General features: G+C 40.2%; 28 protein-coding genes. All 28 read right to left on the bottom strand.

Translation table 11 applies throughout. From position 1 onward, the window contains the following. Nucleotides 1-61 precede the first annotated feature (61 nt). Complete coding sequence (locus tag HMPREF2685_RS00750; protein WP_070464666.1) at nucleotides 62-1,333, bottom strand: glutamate-cysteine ligase family protein; 1,272 nt, start codon at nucleotides 1,331-1,333, stop codon at nucleotides 62-64. A 254-nt stretch (nucleotides 1,334-1,587) separates the two neighbouring features. Continuing rightward, a complete protein-coding gene (rplQ, locus tag HMPREF2685_RS00745) occupies nucleotides 1,588-1,974 on the bottom strand; it encodes a 50S ribosomal protein L17 (protein ID WP_070464665.1) in 387 nt (128 codons plus the stop codon). Between the two features lie 11 nt (nucleotides 1,975-1,985). Next, entirely contained in the window at nucleotides 1,986-2,924 is a 939-nt protein-coding gene (locus tag HMPREF2685_RS00740; protein WP_003009635.1) for a DNA-directed RNA polymerase subunit alpha, read from the bottom strand. Between the two features lie 45 nt (nucleotides 2,925-2,969). Next, the gene (rpsK, locus tag HMPREF2685_RS00735; protein WP_003002390.1) at nucleotides 2,970-3,353 is read right to left on the bottom strand and encodes a 30S ribosomal protein S11; all 384 of its coding nucleotides are present in this window, start codon (nucleotides 3,351-3,353) and stop codon (nucleotides 2,970-2,972) included. 23 nt (nucleotides 3,354-3,376) lie between these two features. Continuing rightward, nucleotides 3,377-3,742, bottom strand: a complete 366-nt coding sequence (rpsM, locus tag HMPREF2685_RS00730) for a 30S ribosomal protein S13 (protein WP_003009631.1) — start codon at nucleotides 3,740-3,742, stop codon at nucleotides 3,377-3,379. 17 nt (nucleotides 3,743-3,759) lie between these two features. Beyond that, complete coding sequence (gene rpmJ / locus HMPREF2685_RS10075; protein ID WP_001808836.1) at nucleotides 3,760-3,876, bottom strand: 50S ribosomal protein L36; 117 nt, start codon at nucleotides 3,874-3,876, stop codon at nucleotides 3,760-3,762. Between the two features lie 23 nt (nucleotides 3,877-3,899). After that, a complete protein-coding gene (gene infA, locus HMPREF2685_RS00725) occupies nucleotides 3,900-4,118 on the bottom strand; it encodes a translation initiation factor IF-1 (protein WP_001029883.1) in 219 nt (72 codons plus the stop codon). 116 nt (nucleotides 4,119-4,234) lie between these two features. After that, nucleotides 4,235-4,873 carry an adenylate kinase gene (locus tag HMPREF2685_RS00720; protein WP_021154254.1) on the bottom strand — a complete coding sequence of 213 codons (639 nt, stop codon included), beginning with the start codon at nucleotides 4,871-4,873 and terminating at the stop codon, nucleotides 4,235-4,237. Between the two features lie 96 nt (nucleotides 4,874-4,969). Further along, nucleotides 4,970-6,280 (bottom strand): preprotein translocase subunit SecY, encoded by a 1,311-nt coding sequence (gene secY, locus HMPREF2685_RS00715; protein ID WP_023920186.1) that lies wholly within the window; start codon nucleotides 6,278-6,280, stop codon nucleotides 4,970-4,972. Nucleotides 6,281-6,292: 12 nt separating this feature from the next. Next, on the bottom strand, nucleotides 6,293-6,733 hold the full coding sequence (gene rplO, locus HMPREF2685_RS00710; protein ID WP_003002405.1) for a 50S ribosomal protein L15: 441 nt from the start codon (nucleotides 6,731-6,733) through the stop codon (nucleotides 6,293-6,295). Nucleotides 6,734-6,878: 145 nt separating this feature from the next. Beyond that, the gene (gene rpmD / locus HMPREF2685_RS00705) at nucleotides 6,879-7,061 is read right to left on the bottom strand and encodes a 50S ribosomal protein L30 (protein WP_002894509.1); all 183 of its coding nucleotides are present in this window, start codon (nucleotides 7,059-7,061) and stop codon (nucleotides 6,879-6,881) included. 14 nt (nucleotides 7,062-7,075) lie between these two features. Further along, complete coding sequence (rpsE, locus tag HMPREF2685_RS00700; RefSeq protein ID WP_003009617.1) at nucleotides 7,076-7,570, bottom strand: 30S ribosomal protein S5; 495 nt, start codon at nucleotides 7,568-7,570, stop codon at nucleotides 7,076-7,078. A 17-nt stretch (nucleotides 7,571-7,587) separates the two neighbouring features. Further along, the gene (rplR, locus tag HMPREF2685_RS00695) at nucleotides 7,588-7,944 is read right to left on the bottom strand and encodes a 50S ribosomal protein L18 (protein WP_003010871.1); all 357 of its coding nucleotides are present in this window, start codon (nucleotides 7,942-7,944) and stop codon (nucleotides 7,588-7,590) included. Between the two features lie 83 nt (nucleotides 7,945-8,027). After that, complete coding sequence (gene rplF / locus HMPREF2685_RS00690) at nucleotides 8,028-8,564, bottom strand: 50S ribosomal protein L6 (protein WP_003010839.1); 537 nt, start codon at nucleotides 8,562-8,564, stop codon at nucleotides 8,028-8,030. Nucleotides 8,565-8,753: 189 nt separating this feature from the next. Continuing rightward, the gene (gene rpsH / locus HMPREF2685_RS00685; RefSeq protein ID WP_003010897.1) at nucleotides 8,754-9,152 is read right to left on the bottom strand and encodes a 30S ribosomal protein S8; all 399 of its coding nucleotides are present in this window, start codon (nucleotides 9,150-9,152) and stop codon (nucleotides 8,754-8,756) included. Nucleotides 9,153-9,435: 283 nt separating this feature from the next. Then, the gene (locus HMPREF2685_RS00680) at nucleotides 9,436-9,621 is read right to left on the bottom strand and encodes a type Z 30S ribosomal protein S14 (RefSeq protein ID WP_001085699.1); all 186 of its coding nucleotides are present in this window, start codon (nucleotides 9,619-9,621) and stop codon (nucleotides 9,436-9,438) included. A gap of 17 nt (nucleotides 9,622-9,638) precedes the next feature. Beyond that, a complete protein-coding gene (rplE, locus tag HMPREF2685_RS00675; RefSeq protein ID WP_003009606.1) occupies nucleotides 9,639-10,181 on the bottom strand; it encodes a 50S ribosomal protein L5 in 543 nt (180 codons plus the stop codon). 23 nt (nucleotides 10,182-10,204) lie between these two features. Next, entirely contained in the window at nucleotides 10,205-10,510 is a 306-nt protein-coding gene (rplX, locus tag HMPREF2685_RS00670) for a 50S ribosomal protein L24 (RefSeq protein ID WP_003002315.1), read from the bottom strand. A 73-nt stretch (nucleotides 10,511-10,583) separates the two neighbouring features. Beyond that, nucleotides 10,584-10,952: a 50S ribosomal protein L14 gene (gene rplN, locus HMPREF2685_RS00665; protein ID WP_003002384.1), complete on the bottom strand. Its 369-nt coding sequence runs from the start codon at nucleotides 10,950-10,952 to the stop codon at nucleotides 10,584-10,586. Nucleotides 10,953-10,977: 25 nt separating this feature from the next. Beyond that, nucleotides 10,978-11,238 (bottom strand): 30S ribosomal protein S17, encoded by a 261-nt coding sequence (gene rpsQ, locus HMPREF2685_RS00660; RefSeq protein WP_000440801.1) that lies wholly within the window; start codon nucleotides 11,236-11,238, stop codon nucleotides 10,978-10,980. A 23-nt stretch (nucleotides 11,239-11,261) separates the two neighbouring features. Next, the gene (gene rpmC, locus HMPREF2685_RS00655; protein WP_003002350.1) at nucleotides 11,262-11,468 is read right to left on the bottom strand and encodes a 50S ribosomal protein L29; all 207 of its coding nucleotides are present in this window, start codon (nucleotides 11,466-11,468) and stop codon (nucleotides 11,262-11,264) included. 9 nt (nucleotides 11,469-11,477) lie between these two features. After that, entirely contained in the window at nucleotides 11,478-11,891 is a 414-nt protein-coding gene (gene rplP / locus HMPREF2685_RS00650; protein WP_070464664.1) for a 50S ribosomal protein L16, read from the bottom strand. A 3-nt stretch (nucleotides 11,892-11,894) separates the two neighbouring features. Further along, the gene (rpsC, locus tag HMPREF2685_RS00645; protein WP_003002336.1) at nucleotides 11,895-12,548 is read right to left on the bottom strand and encodes a 30S ribosomal protein S3; all 654 of its coding nucleotides are present in this window, start codon (nucleotides 12,546-12,548) and stop codon (nucleotides 11,895-11,897) included. Between the two features lie 12 nt (nucleotides 12,549-12,560). Beyond that, nucleotides 12,561-12,905: a 50S ribosomal protein L22 gene (gene rplV, locus HMPREF2685_RS00640; RefSeq protein ID WP_000818139.1), complete on the bottom strand. Its 345-nt coding sequence runs from the start codon at nucleotides 12,903-12,905 to the stop codon at nucleotides 12,561-12,563. An 11-nt stretch (nucleotides 12,906-12,916) separates the two neighbouring features. Further along, complete coding sequence (gene rpsS / locus HMPREF2685_RS00635; protein WP_000533766.1) at nucleotides 12,917-13,198, bottom strand: 30S ribosomal protein S19; 282 nt, start codon at nucleotides 13,196-13,198, stop codon at nucleotides 12,917-12,919. Nucleotides 13,199-13,294: 96 nt separating this feature from the next. Continuing rightward, nucleotides 13,295-14,128, bottom strand: a complete 834-nt coding sequence (rplB, locus tag HMPREF2685_RS00630) for a 50S ribosomal protein L2 (protein WP_000512900.1) — start codon at nucleotides 14,126-14,128, stop codon at nucleotides 13,295-13,297. Nucleotides 14,129-14,145: 17 nt separating this feature from the next. Further along, the gene (locus HMPREF2685_RS00625; protein ID WP_003009593.1) at nucleotides 14,146-14,442 is read right to left on the bottom strand and encodes a 50S ribosomal protein L23; all 297 of its coding nucleotides are present in this window, start codon (nucleotides 14,440-14,442) and stop codon (nucleotides 14,146-14,148) included. Continuing rightward, on the bottom strand, nucleotides 14,442-15,065 hold the full coding sequence (gene rplD, locus HMPREF2685_RS00620; protein ID WP_070464663.1) for a 50S ribosomal protein L4: 624 nt from the start codon (nucleotides 15,063-15,065) through the stop codon (nucleotides 14,442-14,444). Before rplD ends, HMPREF2685_RS00625 begins: the two co-directional genes overlap by 1 nt. Nucleotides 15,066-15,079: the final 14 nt, after the last annotated feature.

The following is a 15,079-nucleotide window of genomic DNA, read 5'->3' as shown; positions in this document are numbered from 1 at the left end:
TTATTTTTTTGAAAGTTTTTTTGAAATAAACAAAGAAAAGCCTGTATTACAGGCTTTTCTATTAGTCTAGTTCTTTGTTAATGATGAGAAATTTTTCTTCTCCATAACCTCTTTTAATTAATCCTGCTTTAGCTATGTCCAGAAGATCTTTTGAAAAGGATTGTATCGCTTCTTTTTCCTTTTCACTTAGATTTTTCTTTGAATATTTCTTTCTAAGTTTTCGATAGTCCTGTTCTTCATTTTTAAAAAATGAACATTCTTCTAAATAGTTTTCCAGTTTTTCTAATTCTACAAACAAGCCCAACTCAAAGGCTATCGGGGCAAAGGTGGTTTCTAATGGTTGTGTACAAACGCTTCTAAATTCCACAGTCCCACGAGCAGTTAAATCTTGAAATTGGTAACTTCGATGTTGTTTTAGATCTTCTTTTACAGGGTTAATGATCTTCTCATTTCCATCAGCCGTATAGGCCGTAATTTCTTTTTGATCTAGATAGTTTTCCACTCGAATTGGTTTAAAATAATATGATTTGCCCTCTCTAATTGCCGTAAAAATAGCTGTTCTAGCGAGATTATTAAAAAACTCTTCTTCGCTTTGGTAGTCCTTAGGATAAATCCCTACATTTTCCTTATAATAACCATGTAAGGATTCTTCCCAGAAAATATCTCTGGCAATTTTTGTATCCCAAACCTCTGCTGAAAATTCTGAGTTAGAAAACAAATATGCTTTTACTGCTTCAATTTTATTAAATGCATTAATGATGCGAAGATAGTTATCGCGCCTTACATCCAATTGAACCTGGTTTCCGCATATAAATGCTCCGTACGAAGGATAGGAGTGTGTTTTCATCCCTGTACCATTCATTGCAAGGAAAGTCATTAACATCTTGTATCGTTCGATTTTCACTGGGCTATTATCATTTTCTTTCCACAAAGGATGGATTCCGCGCCCTTGGATTTCGTGATTATTTTCTTGCAAAATCGGTTGAATGATCTTTAAATAGGCCTCAAAACGTTTGGCTACCTCATTTATAGAATGAGCTCTCTCAAATGCAAATTCAATTGTATTGTAACTCAACTCGAATAGAATACGATCTTTAGAAGAGCAGTGAATCAATTGAATGGGATTTTGATCGTCATCTATTTTTTCAACTTCAAAATCTGATAAGTTGGCTAAGGTTCGAAAAAGATTTTTCGTCACCTCTATATTTGTTTTGTTTCCATTTGTTTCTACAATCGGAAACTCTAATTCAACTCCGACAAAGAGTTCCGAATCCTCTTTCATATTACTAAGGTACTTCTCTTTTAGTAATTTAATTGCTTGTTGTTTTGTCATTGAATCCTTTTTCTTCTATTGGAGATATGGGTTCCATTATATCATTTTTTGCTATTCTCGACTACTCATGAAAAGCAAGACAAAACGCCTGCTTACGAAATTGTTTTAAATTAAAGCAATTTCGTAAACAAGCGTCTACCATTCATTCAATATGATGAGTGTTCCCGCTGGGGAAAATCCCCAGCGGTAGACCAGAGCTAGACTAAGAATAACAGTGTATTCCATCATCATAACACTCAACAAAATTGATGATATTATACCAATTCGATGATAGCCATTGGCGCAGCATCACCACGACGTGGTTCAGTTTTAAGGATACGAGTATATCCACCATTGCGCTCAGCATAACGAGGTGCTAATTCAGAGAACAATTTTTGAAGTGCAGTTGTTTCTGAGTATTTACCTGTTTCTTCATCAAAGTTTTGTGATGCAATTTCGTTACGTACGAATGCAGCAGCTTGACGACGTGCATGCAAATCACCACGTTTACCCAAAGTAATCATTTTTTCAACTGATTTACGGATTTCTTTCGCACGTGCTTCAGTTGTTACAATTGCTTCATTGATGATAAGATCTGTAGTCAAATCGCGAAGCATCGCTTTACGTTGTGAGCTAGTGCGTCCTAGTTTACGGTAAGCCATGTATTCCTCCTCTATTTATCGTTTTTTAACCCAAGGCCTAAGTCGGCAAGTTTGATTTTAACTTCTTCAAGACTCTTACGTCCCAAGTTACGAACTTTCATCATTTCTGCTTCTGATTTTTCAGTCAAATCGTAAACAGTATTAATGCCAGCACGTTTCAAACAGTTATATGAACGAACTGAAAGATCTAATTCTTCGATCGTACGTTCTAAAATGCGATCATCAGAAGTTGTATCTACTTCCTTCATAACATCTGTTGCAATAGCAATTTCAGTTAAGTTTGTGAATAGATTTAGGTGTTCTGTCAAAATACGAGCAGACAAACCTAAGGCATCTTCTGGAATGATTGTCCCATTTGTCAAAATTTCAAGGGTTAGCTTGTCAAAGCCATCGTTGCTACCAACGCGTGCTGGTTCAACTTGGTAATTGACTTTAGTCACTGGCGTATAGATTGAATCTACAGCAAGTGTTCCCACTGGTGCATCATCTTTTTTGTTTTGATCAGCTGGAACATAGCCACGTCCACTGTTTACAGTAAGCGTCGCTTTCAAAGATGCTCCCTCTCCGATTGTAAATAGATAATGATCAGGGTTTACAATTTCGATGTCACTATCAGTAAGAATATCTCCAGCAGTTACTTCTGCAGGTCCTTCTACATCAAGTTCAATAATCTTTTCGTCTTGGACGTAAGATTTAACGGCGATTCCTTTAACGTTAAGAATAATTTGCATAACGTCTTCACGGACTCCTGGAACGGTATCAAATTCGTGGAGTACACCTTCAATGTTGATTGAAGTGACAGCTGCACCTGGAAGTGAAGCCAGAAGTACACGACGAAGTGAGTTTCCAAGTGTTGTACCATAGCCACGTTCAAGTGGTTCTACGACAAACACGCCATAATCTTTGTTTTCATCAATTTTTGTTATATTTGGTTTTTCAAACTCAATCATTTGCTATACTCCCTCTTAAACGAAAAGCTGTGTAATTGTTGATGATTATACACGGCGACGTTTTGGAGGACGAGCACCATTGTGTGGTACAGGAGTTACATCGCGGATTGCAGTTACTTCAAGACCAGCAGCAGCAAGTGCACGAATAGCAGACTCACGACCTGAACCAGGACCTTTAACAGTTACTTCAACAGATTTAAGTCCGTGTTCTTGAGCAGCTTTTGCAGCAGCTTCTGATGCCATTTGAGCAGCAAATGGTGTAGATTTACGAGAACCTTTAAATCCAAGTGCACCTGCAGATGACCAAGCGATTGCGTTACCATGCACATCAGTAATCATAACAATTGTGTTGTTAAATGTAGCGTGAATATGAGCAATACCAGATTCGATATTCTTTTTCACACGACGTTTACGTGTTGGTTTAGCCAAGATTTTTACCTCCTTATTTTATTTTATTTTTTCTTACCTGCAATCGCAACAGCTTTACCTTTACGAGTGCGAGCATTGTTTTTAGTGTTTTGTCCACGAACTGGAAGTCCACGACGGTGACGGATACCACGGTATGAACCGATTTCCATCAAGCGTTTGATGTTCAAGTTTACTTCACGACGAAGGTCACCTTCAACTTTGATTGCGTCAACTTCACGACGGATAGCATCTTCTTGATCTGGTGTAAGATCGCGAACACGAATATCTTCAGAAACGCCTGCAGCAGCAAGGATTTTCTTAGATGTTGGAAGTCCGATACCGTACACATAAGTCAATGAAATTACTACACGTTTGTCATTTGGAATGTCAACTCCAGCAATACGAGCCATGTTTTCTCCTTTCTATCTTATCCTTGACGTTGTTTGTGTTTTGGATTTGCTGGGCAAATTACCATAACACGACCATTACGACGAATTACTTTACAGTATTCGCAAATTGGTTTGACCGATGGTCTTACTTTCATTTTTATCCCTCCAAGTTTTTCGATTATTTAAAGCGGTATGTGATACGTCCACGTGTCAAATCGTACGGACTCATCTCCACTGTAACACGATCTCCCGCTAAAATACGAATATAGTTTTTACGAATTTTACCAGAAACTGTTGCTAAAATCTGATGTCCATTTTCAAGTTCAACCGTAAACATAGCATTCGGCATTGTATCGACTACTTTGCCTTCTACTTCAATCACATCGTCTTTTGCCACGCAAAAGTACCTCCATAAATTTCGATTCATTCCTCTGAGCACAGAGGTAACAATTATAAGTCAGACTAACTAATTGTAACACTAGTTGTCCAATATTGCAAGCATGAAAAACGCTTTTATTTCAAATTTGACAAGACTTTTTCAATGTCTGAAAATACATCATTGATATCTTGGTTCCCTTGGATGTCATGTACGAGTCCTTTTGAACGATAAAATTCAATGATTGGTTCACCTTGGGCAATATTAACATCCAAACGACGTTTTACTGTCTCAGGTTTATCATCTTCACGTTGGTAGTAATCTTCCTCTTTGTAATCAACTGGTGGATTGAATACTTTATGGAAAGTTTCTCCAGTTTGACGATGAATGATACGTCCGCTCAAACGCTCTAAAAGACTGTCTGGATTTACTTCGATGTTGATAACACCTTCAAGCTCAATACCAAGTTCAGCCAATGTTTTATCTAAAGCATGAGCTTGCTCAATGGTACGTGGATATCCGTCTAACAAGAAACCTGTTTCTTTAATATCATCTTGAGCAAGGCGTTCTTTTACAATTCCATTGGTTACTTCATCTGGTACCAACTCACCTTTATCAATGTATGATTTTGCAAGCACACCCATTTCAGTTTGGTTAGCCATCGCTGCGCGGAACATATCTCCAGTGGAGATATGCGCTACGTGAAACTCTTCAACGATTTTAGCTGCTTGAGTTCCTTTACCTGCTCCAGGCAACCCCATAATTAAAAGATTCATGATGAATTCTCCTTATTTTGTTTTTAAATGGAAGCAGGAGCGAATTCCTATTTCCATTTAAAAACAAAATAGAAGGCTGACAAAGTCAACCTTATTCTATTCTGTTGTTGTGTCCATAAATCCGACATACTTACGTTTTAATAAGTAGCCTTCTAATTGTTTCATTCCCTCAATACCTGTTGAAATAATGATTAACAAACTAGTTCCTCCAAGAGCAACTGCATCTGTCAAACCAAATAAATCTCGAGCCAGGATTGGAATGATGGTAATAAAGCCAAGGAATACTGATCCGACGCTTGCTAAACGACGTAGCAAACGAGACATAAACTCTTCTGTCCCCTTACCAGGGCGGACGCCTGGGATATAGGCACCACTCTTTTGAAGGTTTTCTGCCGTTTTTTCAGGATTGATCTGAACAAACGTGTAGAAGAAGGTGAAGAGAATGATCAATAAGGCATACATTGCCACACCAGTTGGTGTGTTTGTAGCCAACATGGCTTGAGCTGTTTTCACCCATCCTGCATTGTAACCCATAGCGCTAATCACTTGGAAAATTGCAGCAGGCGCTGCTGTAATCGAACTAGCGAAGATGACAGGAATAACTCCTGCTGGGTTTACTTTCAAAGGTAGGTAAGAACTTGATGGAGCTCCTTGTGCAATCTTTGTATATTGGATTGGAATCTTGTATTGTGCTTGCTCCACAAAGGTTGTAAAGTAAACAATAACCAAGACAGCAAGGATTAATACCCCAACAAAAATGAGGGAATTGGTCATTTGACCAGAACGAACATTCACAAATGCATTTTCATAGATTTCTTTAATCATCTCAGGAATTGATGACACAATCCCTGCAAAGATAATCATTGAAACACCATTACCGTACCCTTTATCTGTGATTTGTTCTCCAAGCCAAGTCACAATCATGGAACCGGTCGTCAGAATCGCACCGATTAATAGATAGGTCTTGGTATTTGGAGTTGCGACTAATTTCGCCTGAGACAAAGTGTGGAAGGTGGCTGTAATCCCGATGGATTGAACAAAGGCTAGAACCAAAGAAATATAGCGTGTTGCTTGGTTGAGCTTTCTTCGACCAACTTCCCCTTGTTTGCCCCATTCAACAAACTTAGGCAACAGATCCATTTGCAAAAGTTGCACGACGATCGAAGCTGTAATGTATGGGCTAACCCCTAATGCGAAAACTGAGAAGTTCCTCATGGCATTCCCAGAAACCAAACTGAGCATGTTCAAGAAGGACACATCTTGAAGGTTGTTCAGAATTTTCGCATTTACACCAGGCACTGTAATCGTGGTCCCAATGCGGAAAACAAGAATGATGAAGATCGTAAATAAAATCTTCGACCGTACTTGTTTCACCTTAAATGCATCTTTTAATAATTTAAAAAACATAGGTCACCTCACTTAGATGACTTCAACTGAACCACCTTTAGCAGTGATAGCTTCTTCAGCTGATTTAGAGAATTTAGCTGCTTTAACAGTCAACTTCTTAGTCAATTCTCCGTTACCAAGAATTTTGATACCTGATTTTTCAGCTTTTACAATTCCTGATTCTACAAGTACTACTGGAGTTACTTCAGCACCATCTTCAAAGGCGTTCAATTGATCAAGGTTCACAATAGCATATTCTTTAGCGTTGATGTTTGTAAATCCACGTTTTGGAAGACGACGGAACAATGGAGTTTGTCCACCTTCAAAACCAAGACGTACACCGCCACCGCTACGAGCTTTTTGACCTTTTTGACCACGGCCAGAAGTTTTACCATTACCAGATGAAGTACCACGACCAACACGGTTGCGGACTTTACGTGAACCTGTAGCAGGTTGTAATTCATGAAGTTTCATTATTTATTTTCTCCTCTTTTGTAAATTGCTAACGCATGTAATCAGGAAAAGGTGTCCTAACTACAAACTCGCCTATACTTATATTTAGTTTTAGGGGATGAGAATCTCTCATACCCCTGAAAACTTTGTTTCTATTTTAAATAGATTATTTTACTTCTTCAACTGTTACCAAGTGAGATACAGCAGTGATCATACCACGTACTGCTGGGTTATCTTCTTTAATAACAGAGCTGTTCAATTTGCCAAGTCCAAGTGCTACAACAGTTTTACGTTGTGACGGGATGCGTCCGATTGGAGACTTAGTCAAAGTAATTTTAATTTGAGCCATTTGAATCTCCTTTCTTAAGCCAAGTCAGAAACTGAAATACCACGAAGGGCAGCAACTTCATCAGCGCGTTTCAATTGTGCCAAACCGTTAACAGTTGCACGAACGATGTTGATTGGAGTGTTTGATCCAAGTGATTTAGATGTAACATCTGCAATACCTGCCAATTCGACAACGGCACGAACTGCTCCACCTGCAGCAACCCCAGCCCCTTCGATAGCTGGTTTCAACAATACACGAGCTCCACCAAATACTGATGTTACTTCGTGTGGAATTGTTGTTCCAACCATAGGAACTTCGATCAAGTTTTTCTTAGCATCTTCAACAGCCTTACGGATTGCTTCTGGAACTTCTTGAGCTTTACCAGTACCAAATCCAACACGGCCATTACGGTCACCAACAACTACAAGAGCTGCAAAACGAAGACGACGTCCACCTTTAACAACTTTTGTTACACGGTTGATGGCAACTACGCGTTCTTCAAGTTCAACTGCATTATCTTTAAATGCCATTTTCTAGTGTCCTCCTATTAGAATTTCAATCCGTTTTCACGAGCTGCATCAGCCAAAGCTTTAACACGTCCGTGATATAGATATCCACCGCGGTCGAACACCACTTCAGAAATACCTTTAGCAACTGCACGTTCAGCAACAAGTTTGCCGACAACAACGGCTTGTTCAGTTTTAGTTCCTTTTGAAACTTCTTTGTCAAGAGTTGAAGCGCTTGCGAGCGTTACACCCGCTACGTCATCAATTACTTGAGCGTAGATGCCTGTATTAGAACGGAATACGTTCAAACGTGGGCGATCAGCAGTTCCAGAGAGTTTTCCGCGAACGCGACGGTGGCGTTTTTGACGGATTTTGTTTTTATCTGGTTTCGAAATCACAATTTTCACCTCTTAATTTTAAAATCATGTGCTAAGCACTGAGTTGGTAAGATGAAGTTTGGTTGAAAAACAACCAAACTACATTATTTACCTGTTTTACCTTCTTTGCGGCGAACGTATTCACCAACATAACGGATCCCTTTACCTTTGTATGGTTCAGGTGAACGAAGGCTACGTACATAAGCAGCTGTTTGACCAACTACTTCTTTTGAAATTCCGCTAACAACGATTGTTGTTGGGTTTGGAAGTTCAAAAGTAATTCCTTCTGGAGCTTCAACTTCGTCTGGGTGTGATTTACCAACAGCCAAAACAAGTTTTGATCCTTGAAGTTGTGCACGGTATCCAACCCCGCGCATTTCAAGTTCTTTCTTGAATCCTTCTGATACACCAGTAACCATGTTGTTCAAAAGGGCACGAGTTGTTCCGTGGATTGTTTTCATTTCTTTTGAATCGTTTGGACGGTGAAGTGTTACTTCAGTACCTTCCACACGGATTTCAATATCTTTTGAGAACGTACGAGTAAGTTCTCCTTTAGGTCCTTTTACAGTTACAACGTTGTCATTGTTAGTGATTTCAACACCAGCAGGCAACACGATAACTTTATTACCAATACGTGACATGTTTTTTATTCTCCTGTTAAATTGTCAGGCCTTTGCGGGCCAGTTTTCACGGGGTTTAAATCTTTTTGATTTAAAAGTTAATGTTTAGGTCTCATTTTCTAAGTGAATCGAGGCATTGTCTCACAGACATAACTTTGGGTTAGACAAGAGACAACAACGAAGAGTCACAACGAAATTGGGAGCTAAATATTACCAAACGTAAGCGATAACTTCCCCACCAACGTTCTTTTGGCGTGCTTCTTTATCAGTAAGCAAACCTTCAGAAGTTGAAAGGATAGCAATTCCAAGTCCGTTAAGAACTTTTGGAAGATCTTCACGTTTTTTGTAAACACGCAAACCTGGTTTAGATACACGTTTCAAGTTTGTGATAACTTTTTCACCGTTTTGTCCATATTTCAAGAATACACGGATGATACCTTGTTTGTCATCTTCGATGAATTCAACGTTTTTTACAAAACCTTCGCGTTTAAGGATTTCAGCAATCCCTTTTTTGATGTTTGATGCAGGTACTTCAAGTACTTCGTGTTTTGCTTGGTTAGCGTTACGAATACGTGTAAGGAAGTCTGCGATTGGGTCAGTCATAACCATTATAATTTCTCCTCTTACTAGTAGTTTGCAAGTTGCACTTGCTAGTTAATACATGATACAGAGAGCGTAACAGCGAGAGCAAAAATAGGCAATTTGATGCAGGAGCGATGCTCCAAAGAAAATTGGTCTTTTTTGCCAAAGCTGTAGCTCGTGTTCAAATTGGCAAGCCCAACTGAACCCGGGCTAAACTCTGTGTGAAAAAGATAAACTTTCCTAGAAACTAAAGTTTCTTCGTCAAGTTTCCTATTTTCACTTGGAGTTTTAACGCCCTTGATATCTTAAATTACCAAGATGCTTTTGTGACACCTGGGATTTGACCTTTGTATGCCAATTCACGGAAGCAAACACGGCAAAGTTTAAACTTGCGGTAAACTGAGTGTGGACGTCCACAACGTTCACAGCGAGTGTATGCTTGAGTAGAGAACTTCGCTGGGCGTTTGTTCTTAGCAATCATAGATTTTTTAGCCATTAGTTTTACCTCCTATATTATTTTGCAAACGGCATACCGAGGCCAGTAAGCAATGCACGTGATTCTTCGTCTGTGTTCGCTGTAGTTACGATTACGATATCCAAACCACGAGTTTTATCAACATCATCAAAGTTGATTTCTGGGAAGATCAATTGTTCTTTCACACCAAGTGTGTAGTTTCCGCGTCCATCAAATGATTTTGTTGGAACACCATGGAAGTCACGTACACGTGGAAGTGAAACTGTTACCAATTTATCCAAGAATTCGTACATACGTTCACCACGAAGGGTAACTTTTGCACCGATCGCAACACCTTCACGAAGACGGAAGCCGGCGATTGATTTTTTAGCCTTAGTGATCAATGGTTTTTGACCTGAGATCAAAGCAAGCTCTTCAGCAGCTTTTTCAAGGTTCTTAGCATTTGATACTGCATCACCAACACCCATGTTCAAAACGATTTTATCAACTTTTGGCACAGCCATAACTGATGAATAGTTGAACTGTTCAGTCAATGATGGTACTACTTCATTAAGGTATTTTTCTTTTAAACGATTAGCCATTATACTTCTCCTTTCCTTCGTGATTAGTCAAGCACTTCGCCTGATTTTTTGTTGTAGCGAACTTTTTTGCCGTCTACAAATTTGTAGCCAACACGTCCAGCAACACCGTTTTTGTCCAAAACTTGAACGTTAGAAGCATGGATTGGAGCTTCTTTTTCAACGATCGCACCTTGAGGGTTTTCGTTATTTGGACGTTGGTGTTTCTTAATGATGTTTACACCTTCTACAACAACTTTATTTACTTTTGGAAGAGCAGTAAGAACAACAGCTTCTACGCCTTTGTCTTTACCAGCAATAACGCGAACTTTGTCGCCTTTTTTTACAAACATTTTATTCTCCTTTTATTCTTACGCCCGATGGGCACCCTGGCTGAGCCAGGGGACTGTGTTTGTTTTTGATTGATTAAAGTACTTCTGGAGCAAGTGATACGATCTTCATGAATCCACCGTCACGCAATTCACGTGCAACTGGACCAAAGATACGAGTTCCGCGAGGAGTTTTGTCGTCACGGATGATCACTGCTGCATTTTCGTCGAACTTGATGTATGAACCATCTTTACGACGAGCACCTGATTTAGTACGAACGATAACAGCTTTTACAACGTCACCTTTCTTAACCGCACCACCAGGAGTAGCTTGTTTTACAGATGCAACGATTACATCACCGATGCTCGCGAATTTACGTTTTGAACCACCAAGAACTTTGATTGTCAAGATTTCGCGTGCGCCACTGTTGTCAGCGACTTTCAAACGAGTTTCTGTTTGAATCATTTACGTTTTCTCCTTTCAGGTATGATTAGATGATGACCGCTTCTTCAACGACTTCTACAAGACGGAAGCGTTTTGTAGCTGAAAGCGGACGAGTTTCCATGATACGAACGATATCACCTTCTTTAGCAACATTGTTTTCATCATGAGCTTTGTATTTTTTAGAATAGTTGATACGTTTACCATAGACTGGGTGGTTCCGTTTAGTTTCAACTACAACTGTGATTGTTTTGTCCATTTTGTCAGACACAACGCGTCCAACAAGAACTTTACGATTATTGCGTTCCATTGAAATTCTCCTTCCCTAGTCTATTATTTAGCTTCTGATTGAACAGTTTTGATACGAGCGATTTGTTTTTTCACTTCTTTCAAACGTCCAGTTTGTTCCAATTGACCAGCAGCCGCTTGGAAACGAAGTTCAAACAATTCTTTCTTCAATTCATTTTCACGCTTCGCGAGTTCTTCTTGAGAAAGACCACGAAGTTCTTTAACAAATTCTTTTACTTCTGTAAGTTTCATGACCTCTCCTTAATCTGCTTCACGTTTCACAAATTTAGTTTTAACTGGCAATTTGTGGCTAGCAAGACGAAGCGCTTCGCGTGCGATCTCTTCAGATACACCAGCAATTTCGAACATCACTTTACCACGTTTAACTGGTGCTACCCAACCTTCAGGAGCCCCTTTACCAGATCCCATACGTACCCCGATAGCTTTAGCGGTGTATGATTTGTGTGGGAAAATCTTAATCCAAACTTTACCACCACGTTTCATGTAACGAGTCATGGCGATACGAGCAGCTTCGATTTGACGGTTTGTGATCCAGTGGCTAGTTGTAGCTTGAAGACCGTATTCACCGAATGCTACTTCTTTTCCACCTTTTGCTTCACCGCGCATTTTACCACGGAATTCGCGACGGTGTTTTACACGTTTAGGTACTAACATTGGTTATTTACCTCCTTTAGCGTCTTTACGAGCTGGAAGAACTTCACCACGGTAGATCCATACTTTAACACCAAGTTTACCGTAAGTAGTGTCTGCTTCTTCCCAAGCGTAATCGATATCAGCGCGAAGTGTGTGAAGTGGAACAGTTCCTTCAGAGTATCCTTCTGCACGGGCAATATCTGCACCGTTCAAACGACCTGATACTTGAGTTTTGATTCCTTTAGCTCCAGCACGCATAGCACGTTGGATCGCTTGTTTTTGTGCACGACGGAAAGCAACACGTTGTTCCAATTGACGAGCAATTCCTTCACCAACAAGGTGAGCATCCAAGTCAGGACGTTTGATCTCAATGATGTTGATGTGTACTTGTTTACCAGTCAATTTGTTAAGAGCTGCACGAAGTGCATCAACGTTTGCTCCACCTTTACCGATAACCATACCTGGTTTAGCAGTGTGAAGAGAAACGTTAACTTTGTTTACTGCGCGTTCGATTTCAATAGTTGAAACGGCTGCGTCAGCCAATTCTTTTTGAATGAATTTACGGATTGCAAGATCTTCATGAAGGTAATCCGCGTATTCTTTTTCAGCATACCATTTGGCATCCCAATCACGGATGATACCAACACGCATACCAATTGGATGTACTTTTTGACCCACGAGTTTACCTCCTTATTTTTCTGCAACAGCTACTGTGATGTGAGCTGTACGTTTGTTGATTGGTGAAGCTGAACCTTTCGCACGTGGACGGAAACGTTTCATAGTTGGTCCTTCGTTTGCGAATGCTTCAGATACTACCAAGTTAGCTTTTTCCAAACCAAAGTTGTTTTCAGCGTTTGCTACTGCTGAGTTCAACACTTTAAGGATGATCCCTGCAGCTTTGTTTGGTGTGAATGTCAAAATAGCGATGGCATCGGCTACGCTTTTACCACGGATGTTGTCAAGAACAAGACGTGATTTACGAGGTGAAACACGCACTGTACGAGCCATTGCTTTAGCTGAAGTAATTTCTGCCATTTATGTTCTCCTTATTTTCTACGTGTCTTCTTGTCGTCTGCCGCGTGACCTTTGTAAGTACGAGTTGGTGCAAATTCACCAAGCTTGTGACCTACCATGTCTTCTTGGATGTAAACAGGTACATGTTTACGTCCATCATAAACTGCGATAGTGTATCCGATGAAACTTGGGAAGATCGTTGAACGACGTGACCAAGTTTTAATTACTTTTTTCTTTTCGTCGTTTGCTTGAGCTTCAACTTTTTTCATCAAATGCTCATCGACGAAAGGTCCTTTTTTAAGACTACGTCCCATTTTGTAATTTTCTCCTTTAAAATTTAGTACCACAGCGGCTTGCGCTGCTAAGCAGCGCTACCGAGCTGGCGGAAAGTGTAAGCTAGTTGCTTATGATTATTTTTGGTTGCGACGACGAACGATAAGTTTGTCAGATTTCGCTTTCTTGTTACGAGTTTTAAGACCAAGCGCAGGTTTACCCCAAGGAGTAGATGGCGCTTTACGTCCAACTGGTGCTTTACCTTCACCACCACCGTGTGGGTGATCATTCGGGTTCATTACAGATCCACGAACTGTAGGGCGAACACCTTTCCAGCGGTTACGTCCCGCTTTACCAAGGTTTACAAGTCCATGTTGTTCGTTTCCGACAACACCAACTGTAGCACGGCAAGTTCCAAGAATCATACGAACTTCGCCTGATTGAAGACGAACAAGTACATATTTACCTTCAGAACCCAATACTTGAGCAGAAGCTCCAGCAGCACGTACCAATTCTCCACCTTTACCAGGTTTCAATTCGATGTTGTGGATCAAAGTACCAACTGGGATGTTAGCAAGTGGAAGAGCGTTTCCGACTTTGATATCTGCTTCTGGTCCTGATACGATACGTTGACCTACTTCAAGACCTTTAGGGGCAATGATGTAAGCTTTCACACCGTCAGTGTAGTGTACAAGCGCGATGTTAGCTGAGCGGTTTGGATCGTATTCGATCGTTTTAACGACTGCTTCAACTCCATCTTTGTTACGTTTGAAATCGATCAAACGGTAATGACGTTTGTGTCCACCACCTTGGTGACGAACAGTGATACGACCGTTGTTGTTACGACCTGCTTTGTTTTTAAGAGAAACAAGCAAAGTTTTCTCAGGTGTGTTTGTTGTGATTTCAGCAAAATCCAAAGAAGTCATATTACGGCGACCGTTTGTTGTTGGTTTATAAACACGAATTCCCACGATATTTCCTCCTTAGATTATTCAGCTTCAGTAGCAAACAACTCGATTGCTTTAGAATCAGCTGCAAGCGTGATGATAGCTTTTTTAGTTTTTGAAGTAAAACCAGTGTAACGTCCAACGCGTTTTGCTTTAGGTTTTACGTTTACAGTGTTCACATTCGCAACTTTTACACCTTCAAACGCAGCTTCAACAGCTTGTTTGATCAAAAGTTTGTGAGCGCGAGTGTCAACTTCGAATACATATTTGCCTGCTTCAAGTTGTGCCATTGACTTTTCAGTGATAACAGGTTTTTTGATAACATCATACAAATTCATTATGCAAGAACCTCCTCGATTTTAGAGATAGCTGCTTGAGTAACAAGAAGTTTGTCACTATTTGCGATGTCAAGAACACTTGCAGTTGTAGCAGTCGCAACTTTCACGTTTGAAAGGTTACGAGCTGAAAGAGCTGCGAATTCATTTCCTTCTTCAAGAATAACAAGGACTTTAGAATCGATGCTCAAAGCTGCAAGAACTTTTGCAAATTCAGCAGTTTTTGGAGCTGTAAATTCAAGAGAATCAACGGCTACAAATTTGTTTTCAGCAACTTTTTCTGAGTAAACAGATTTAAGTGCAAGGCGACGAACTTTTTGAGGAAGTTTGTACGCATAGCTACGTGGAGTTGGTCCGAAGACGATTCCACCACCACGCCATTGTGGAGAGCGGATAGAACCTTGACGAGCACGTCCAGTTCCTTTTTGACGCCATGGTTTGCGTCCGCCACCTGAAACGGCTGAACGGTTTTTAACTGCGTGAGTTCCTTGACGAAGGCTAGCACGTTGGCTGATGATCACATCAAATACAACTGCTTGGTTTGGTTCGATACCAAAGATCGCATCGTTAAGAACAACTTCGCCCGCTTGTTTACCAGTTTGGTCGAATAATGTTACATTTGCCATTTTGACTGTATTCC

Source organism: Streptococcus sp. HMSC074F05 (genome assembly GCF_001808725.1).
Lineage (GTDB): Bacteria > Bacillota > Bacilli > Lactobacillales > Streptococcaceae > Streptococcus > Streptococcus parasanguinis_I.
Note: the sequence above shows the minus strand (reverse complement) of the source record. Positions and strands in the feature narration are given on the sequence as shown.